The organism is Corynebacterium sp. UMB8791, from assembly GCF_054166365.1.
The window spans coordinates 1-5261 of sequence record NZ_JBSZCG010000145.1 but is presented as its reverse complement, the minus strand read 5'-3'; the positions used below and the strand labels follow the sequence as shown (position 1 = coordinate 5261).

Annotated in this window: 7 protein-coding genes; 5 read left to right on the top strand and 2 right to left on the bottom strand. The window is 64.5% G+C overall.

Going from position 1 to position 5261, the window contains the following annotated elements; all coding sequences use genetic code 11:
• The first annotated feature begins 155 nt into the window (after positions 1 to 155).
• From ACXIUA_RS09785 to ACXIUA_RS09770, 4 genes are all read left to right on the top strand, one after another.
• Positions 156 to 512, top strand: coding sequence for a WhiB family transcriptional regulator (locus tag ACXIUA_RS09785; RefSeq protein WP_083329365.1), 357 nt, complete (start codon positions 156 to 158; stop codon positions 510 to 512).
• A gap of 21 nt (positions 513 to 533) precedes the next feature.
• Positions 534 to 689 (top strand): DUF4177 domain-containing protein, encoded by a 156-nt coding sequence (locus ACXIUA_RS09780; protein WP_071566444.1) that lies wholly within the window; start codon positions 534 to 536, stop codon positions 687 to 689.
• Positions 690 to 692: 3 nt separating this feature from the next.
• Positions 693 to 1157 (top strand): RidA family protein, encoded by a 465-nt coding sequence (locus ACXIUA_RS09775; RefSeq protein WP_457976712.1) that lies wholly within the window; start codon positions 693 to 695, stop codon positions 1155 to 1157.
• A 78-nt stretch (positions 1158 to 1235) separates the two neighbouring features.
• Positions 1236 to 2045, top strand: coding sequence for an MBL fold metallo-hydrolase (locus ACXIUA_RS09770; protein ID WP_457976711.1), 810 nt, complete (start codon positions 1236 to 1238; stop codon positions 2043 to 2045).
• Between the two features lie 166 nt (positions 2046 to 2211).
• On the opposite strand, the gene ACXIUA_RS09765 is transcribed toward ACXIUA_RS09770, so the two are convergent.
• A complete protein-coding gene (locus tag ACXIUA_RS09765) occupies positions 2212 to 2373 on the bottom strand; it encodes a hypothetical protein (RefSeq protein ID WP_457976710.1) in 162 nt (53 codons plus the stop codon).
• A gap of 35 nt (positions 2374 to 2408) precedes the next feature.
• Here ACXIUA_RS09765 and ACXIUA_RS09760 point away from each other — a divergent pair, with 35 nt between their 5' ends.
• The gene (locus ACXIUA_RS09760; RefSeq protein ID WP_457976709.1) at positions 2409 to 2858 is read left to right on the top strand and encodes a GatB/YqeY domain-containing protein; all 450 of its coding nucleotides are present in this window, start codon (positions 2409 to 2411) and stop codon (positions 2856 to 2858) included.
• Positions 2859 to 2867: 9 nt separating this feature from the next.
• Here ACXIUA_RS09760 and ACXIUA_RS09755 read toward each other — a convergent pair.
• On the bottom strand, positions 2868 to 5261 hold a 2394-nt coding region (locus tag ACXIUA_RS09755; protein ID WP_457976708.1), incomplete at its 5' end, for a transglycosylase domain-containing protein.

Here is a 5261-nt window from a genome sequence, read left to right as displayed (position 1 = left end):
ACCGTTACCTTAAATGAAACGCGGGGGAGAGTGAATAGGACGCCCCCACCTTTCATGTGATGCATTTTACAAGGTGCATACCCTGTGAATACACTTACAAGCGCTTAATGGGTCTAAGTATTATACTTTGCCTCCGCTTGAAAGGAGACCGATTCATGACTGCCACTCTTGGAACCGCGACGTACGAGGACACCCGCGCCATTCCGCGCCGTGTGAACTCTGCTGGGGATCTTGTGTTTGACCGTGGGGAGTGGATTACGCGTGCAATCTGTCGCACAGGTGACCCAGATGCTCTCTTCGTGCAAGGTGCCGAGCAGCGCAAGGCCGCAGAAATTTGTCGACGCTGCCCCGTCCAACTCGAGTGCCTCGCCGAGGCGCTGGAAAACCGGGTCGAGTTCGGCGTGTGGGGCGGCCTGACCGAGCGTCAGCGCCGCGCAGTCCTGCGCAAGAACCCACAGGTCAACGACTGGGGCGAGCACCTCGTCGCCGGCCGCGAGATTATCGGCCTCTAGAATTCGTCTAGGGTAGTGGCCATGACGAAATGGGAATACGCAACGGTTCCGTTGCTCACGCACGCCACGAAGCAAATCCTGGACACCTGGGGTGAAGACGGCTGGGAACTGGTCACCGTCACCCCAGGGCCGACGCCCGACAGCGTCGTCGCCTACATGAAGCGCCCGCTGGAGTAGGCCATGGCACACACTGATTGGGCCGCGCGCCTTACCGAACTCGGCATCACCCTGCCCGCCGTCGCCGCGCCCGTCGCGGCCTACGTTCCCGCGGTGCAGACCGGCAACCACGTGCACACCTCCGGGCAGCTCCCATTTATCGACGGCACCCTGCCCGCCACCGGCAAAGTCGGCGCGGACGTCTCCGCCGAGGACGCCTACGGCTACGCCCGGCAGGCCGCCCTCAACGCGTTAGCTGCCGTCGATAATTTGGTGGGCCTCGAGCGCATCAAGCGCGTGGTGAAAGTCGTGGGCTTCGTCGCCTCCGACCCGGCCTTCACCGGCCAACCAGGCGTGATCAACGGCGCCTCCGACGTCATCGGCGACATTTTCGGCGGCGCCGGCGCCCACGCCCGCTCCGCCGTCGGCGTCGCCGTGCTGCCGCTCGACAGCCCAGTCGAAGTGGAGCTCGTCGTCGAGCTGCAGTGATACCGCGCGGTGCCCCTAAGCGGGGGAATCGCGTTGTTTCGCAGCAAAATCCGCGCGCAAGGCGGTAGGGTGGGTGGCATGCAGCATCCCGCTTATAGTCAGTTGCGTCCTGTAACGGCATCCGTCGCGGTCGTTCTTGCGCCCAATCCAAGCTACGCGGCGCTCGAAGGCACAAACTCCTGGGTTGTGCGCGACCCCGAAGACGAGTACAGCATCGTCGTCGACCCGGGCCCAGAAGACGAAGGCCACCTCAACGTCCTGCAGTCCAAAGCGGACAAGGTTGCCCTCATCCTCCTGACCCACCGCCACCACGACCACGCCGACGGCGCCCGCCGCTTCTCGCAGCTCACCGGCGCCCCAATCCGCGCTCTTGACGCCCGCTACACCCACGGCGCCGAGCCACTCACCGATGGCGAAATCATCTCCATCGAAGGCGTCTCCCCCAAGATCCAGGTCGTCGCTACCCCGGGCCACACCGCGGACTCCGCCTGCTTCTTCGTCTACACCCACGACGTCGAAGACGACCAGCTCGAAGGCATCATTACCGGCGACACCATCGCCGGCCGCCACACCACCATGATCTCCGAAACCGACGGCGACCTGGCCCAATACCTAGAAACGCTGTCCATGCTGGAGCGCCGCGGCAAGAACATCCCGCTGCTCCCAGGCCACGGCCCCGACGCCCCGGACCTCTCCGCGTTCGCCCGCAAGTACATCGACCGCCGCGAGCAGCGCCTCGACCAAATCCGTGAGGCCCTGAAGAAGTACGGCGAGGACGTAGACATCAACACCCTTGTCGACGCCATCTACGACGACGTCGACCCAGTCCTCCGCGGCGCCGCCGAACAGTCCACGCGCGTCGCCCTGCGTTACCTGAAGGAACACTAGTTGTTGGTGTTTTGAGTTCTAGAGCCCTAGTTGCCTTAGTCGTGGATGCTGGCAGCTAGGGCTTTTGTGTTGCCTTTGGTGCTTGGCTGAATCCGCTCGGCACCAGATTCCCGGTTTTCCCTTAGTGCCAGGATGGTTGTGAACGTCAATCCATAGGAGGTTTTGTTCATGACCGACCCACAGTTGCCTGAGCGGGTGGGAGGAGGGGGAGGGTGTATTCCTTCAGGCGGTAGTTGTTCAGCTGGCTCACGCCGTACGCGGCGGTGGCCATGCCGGTCGCAGCGATGACGCCGGCGGCACGCGTGAGGCGTTTGAGGGAAGTATTCACGCGTCCTAGCGTACAGATGGACTACGCTTTCCCACATGAGTGAATTGAAAGCACAGCTGCGCGCAGACCTGAAGACCGCGATGAAGGCGAAGGAGAAGGAACGCACCGGCACGATCCGTATGTTGCTGGCCGCCATCCAGACCGCTGAGACCGAGGGTACGAAGCACGAGGTGGACGATGCGGAGATCCTGAAGATCATTGCCCGCGAGGTGAAGAAGCGCCGCGAGTCCGCGGAGATTTACGCCACGAACGGCCGCCAAGAGCTTGCCGACGCCGAACTCCGCGAAGCCGAAATCCTCGAAGCGTACCAGCCTGCCCAGCTCACGGACGAGGAGGTTGATGCCCTGGTGGAGGAGGCCGTCGCCGAGGTCGGCGCTGAGTCCATGGCGCAGATGGGGCAGGTCATGAAAGCTGCGAATGTGAAAGCCGCCGGCCGTGTTGACGGCAAGCGGCTCTCCACGGCGGTCAAGGCCCGCCTGAGCTAGGAACCAGCCTTATTGGAAGACGTTCGTGAGCGCATCGCGGGCGTCGTTCAGCGACTGCTGGATGCCGTCGAAGTCGACGGCGGGGGCCTGCGTGCTCGTTGGTGGCGGGGTGGACGCCGACGGCGACGCAGTGGGGGAGGCGGCGCTGCCGTCGGACACGTTGAGGGTCACCATGGTGCCCTGCGTGAGCGCCGGGTTGGCGGGGATCGCGGCGATGACGTTGCCGGCGGGCGCCCCGTTGCCGAAGACGGTTTGGGTGGTCACGTTGAACCCTTGCGCCTGGAGCTGCTGCTTCGCGGTGGCGGCCGGGAGGCCGACGACGGCGTCGAGCGCCGACTGCTTCGTGCCCCGCGTGTAGGTCGCGTTCGTTGGTGGTAGGCCGGCGGCCGCGGCGCCTGGGACGCCGTGGGCGGCTTGGAACCAGGTGCGCGCGGCCTCGTTGCCGCCGAACAGGTTGCCTGCGGAGCATTGGCGAACCGGGCCGGTGCACAGCGGGGTGGTCTGGGTGCCGTCATTGAAAATGTATGGCGCGCCGGCCATCCCGCGGGTGAACCCGAGGAACGCGGAGGACTGGTGGGACTCCGTGGTGCCGGTCTTGGCAGCGACGGGTGCGGTCCACCGGGAGGCGGCGGCTGCGTCCTTGGCGGTGCCGTCGATAGTGTCGTGTGACATGCCGAGGGCGAGCGCGCCGGCGATGTCCGGGTCGATGACCTGCTCGCACGGCGGGCGCTGGATGAATACTTCCTGCCCGTGCTTATCCACGACGCTCTTGATCGGGTTCGGCTCGCACCAGCGGCCACCCGCGGCGAGCGTGGCGCCTACGTTGGACAGCTCGAGCGGGTTCACGGCCGTGGGGCCCAGGACGAAGGAGCCCATGTTCTCTTCCTTCGCGGCTTGGGCGACGGAGCGGCCGTCGCCAAACGTATTGGGTTCGGTGTAGGAGCGAAGGCCCAGGCGCACCGCCATATCCACTGTTGGGGTGACGCCGACGCTCTGGATGAGCTCGATGAACGAGGTGTTCGGGGACTGAGCTAAGGCGTCGCGCAGCGTCATCTGTGGCGGGTAGACGCCGGCGTTCTCCACGCAGTAGGCGCCCGGCGGGCAGCCGGCGGCGCCGCCCTTGCCCATGCCGTAGACCACGGAGCGCGCCGGGGTGTTCAGCATGGAGTCGAGGCCGTAGCCCTGCTCGAGCGCAGCCGCGGCGGTAAAGATCTTGAACACGGAACCGGCGCCATTGCCCACCATGGAGGTCGGCTGCGGCATGATCGTCTGGTGCTTCTCCAGCTCGAGGCCGTAGTAGCGCGAGGATGCCATCGCGAGGATGTCGCGGGAGTCCGTGCCGGGCCGGATCACGTTGAGGACCTCGGCCACGCCGTGGGTGGCTGGGTTGACGTTGTTGCGTACCGCCTGCACTGTCGAGGCCTGCACCGCCGGGTCGAGGGTGGTGGTGATGGTGTAGGAGCCGCGCTCGATCTCGTCGATGCTCAGGCCCTTGCTTTCCAGGTACTGCAGGGCGTAGTCGCACATAAAGCCTGCGTCACCGGCGGTGATGCAGCCGTCCGGCAGGCCTTTCGGCTTGTCCACCACACCCAGCGGGGACGCCGCGTAACGGTCCGCTTCCGCCTGTGTGAGGTGGCCTTCGTTCACCATGTTCTGTAGCACGGTGTTGCGGCGCTGCGTCGCGCCCTCCGGGTTCGTGTACGGGTTGAGGTACTCGACCGACTGCAGCAGCCCCACCAGCAGCGCCGCCTGTGACGGGTTCAGTTCAGCGGCCGGGATGTCGAAGTAGATGCGGGCTGCGGCTTCGATGCCGTAGGCGTGGTTCCCGAAGGAAACTAGGTTGAGGTAGCGGGTGAGGATCTCGTCCTTCGTCAGCGTCTTGTCCAGGTCGGAGGCCATGCGCATTTCGCGCAGCTTCCTCGGGATCGACTGCTCGGTCGCCGCCTGCGCCTCCTCATCATTGCCTGCCTCAACCAGCCACAGGTAGTTCTTCACGTACTGCTGATTAATTGTCGACGCCCCCTGCTCGACACCACCCGCCAGCACATTGGTCACCATGGCCCTCGCGAAGCCCTGCATATCAACGCCGTCGTGCATATAAAAGCGTCGATCCTCTGTGGAAACCAGCGCATGTTTTACATGCGCTGAAATTTTTTCGCTTGGAACCTCGTATCTACGCTGTTTGTATAACCACGCAATGGGGGTGCCGTTGACGTCCGTAACGGTCGTGACACCGGGGACATCGCCGTGTGTCAGGTCGAGCAGATTCGACTGCATTGTATTCGCGGTGCGCGCAATCGCGAGGCCCGTCAGGCCTGCGACCGGCGCCAAACACAGGGCAATCGCCAGCGCAACGGCGCAAAGGCCGAGCAAAAGGTTTCCAAAGGAACGAAGTGCAGTCAC